Annotated in this window: 3 pseudogenes; 2 read left to right on the forward strand and 1 reads right to left on the reverse strand. The window is 46.5% G+C overall.

The features are described from left to right. A pseudogene (locus tag F6K52_RS37215) lies at positions 1-300 on the reverse strand (transposase); the annotation flags it as partial. Positions 301-388: 88 nt separating this feature from the next. On the opposite strand from F6K52_RS37215, the pseudogene F6K52_RS36025 reads away from it, so the two are divergent. Beyond that, positions 389-1,473: pseudogene (locus F6K52_RS36025) on the forward strand (ISAs1 family transposase). A 19-nt stretch (positions 1,474-1,492) separates the two neighbouring features. Beyond that, positions 1,493-1,676 (forward strand): annotated as a pseudogene (locus F6K52_RS37220) (LamG-like jellyroll fold domain-containing protein); the annotation flags it as partial.

Below are 1,676 nucleotides of genomic sequence, written 5' to 3' on the forward strand. Positions count from 1 at the left end.
TATCCAGTCAATCAATGCAAATGCTCCTTCTGCCCAGTCATCATGAGTATCAAATATTTCTCTAAAATCTTCTCTTTGCTGATGCATTTTCGCTAGTAATGGAAACGCTTCTTTTACCTCCTCTAACTTATCCTTCTGTTTGTCAGTCAAATCCTCTTCCGACTTAAGTAGCGCATACTTACTGCTTTTAAGAATGTCATCAAGTCGCTTCTTCTCTGTTTCATCTTCGATATCTTTTACTCTCTTCTTCTCCGAAATCCTTGCATCATTTAGCGCATCATTTATAAGCTTAGATACATGGAATCTATCGGCAGGGCTATTTCATTCTCAAATGAGGGAGAATGTGTAGGTCATGTTTCGAGATTGATTTATGCCTACTCTTGCCATCATGGATGCCTTTGCCGATTTACCAGATGCTCGTCGTGCTCAAGGAACCCGCCATCAGCACACATTATGTATCGCCCTATTTACCCTCGCTGTTGCCGCAGGGAATCGAGGATTTCTGGCAATAGGGGATTGGCTCAAGTCCTATCGCACCCAGCTATTGGAGCTATTCCAGCCTGAGAAAAATCGCCTGCCCTCCTACAGCACCATTCGTCGAGTGCTCCTCCATGTCGATGAAGACGCCTATGCCCAATGCCTCAGTCGCTTTTTTGGCGTCACCCCTCAACCAGGGGAAACCCTCGCAATGGATGGCAAAGTGCTCAAGCATTCGTTTATGAACGAAACCGATAATCCTCACTCTCCCGCTCATCCGGCCATTATGATGGTCAGCGCCTATGTGGTGGAACGCGGGTTAATTTTGCCACCGCATGAAGTTGATCGTAAAACTAATGAAATCAAAGCTCTGCCTGAGATGATTGAGCGATTAGCACTCAAAGGGGTCGTCTTTGCCTTTGATGCCATCAATACTCAAAAAAAACAGCCCGCTTAATTGTTGAGAGTGAGAATGACTATCTGGGGGCGCTCAAAGGAAATCAGCGAGGGTTACTAGCGGATGTGAAGGCTCACTTCACGGCCCAACAAACGGTGAGTACCCTGGACAAAGGCCATGGACGCATTGAGAAGCGCACGGTCAGTATATGTCGAGACCTCAGTCATATTCGAGCGTTTCCAGGGCTTAAGACTTTGATTCGAGTGGAATCAGAGCGCACAGAGATTTATGCGGATATGCTCGTTGAAACCAAAGAGACCCGCTACTACATCACCTCATTAGAGGAAGATGCCATGAGGTTGGCCCAAAGGATTCGAGGCTATTGGGGCGTCGAAAATAAGGTTCATTATGTTCGGGATGTTACCCAAGGGGAAGATGCCTCACGAATTCGCACCCCACCTCTGATTGGTCTATTTGTTCAAGCTCGAAATCTAGCCCTTAATCTGTATCGAACTGATGGTTGGACCAATATGGCTCAAGCCCAGCGACGATGCGGACAGTCACTAGACACATTAATGAAGGTTTTCAGAATGAAATAGCCCTGATGGAGTCCTCACCGCCTATCTTGATGGTACAGCCTACAGCACATCGGTAGACGGAACCACTCTTATCGATCCAGGCACGAATTCGAATAGGGTTCGGATTGGGGCTGATGGAAGCAATAATAAAGGTTCATATCAAGGATTTTTTGACGAACTCAGTTTCTGGAATACTGCCCTTAGTGCGACAGAAGTGCAGGATA

Origin of the sequence: Moorena sp. SIO3H5 (assembly GCF_010692395.1) — a bacterium.
Taxonomy (GTDB): domain Bacteria; phylum Cyanobacteriota; class Cyanobacteriia; order Cyanobacteriales; family Coleofasciculaceae; genus Moorena.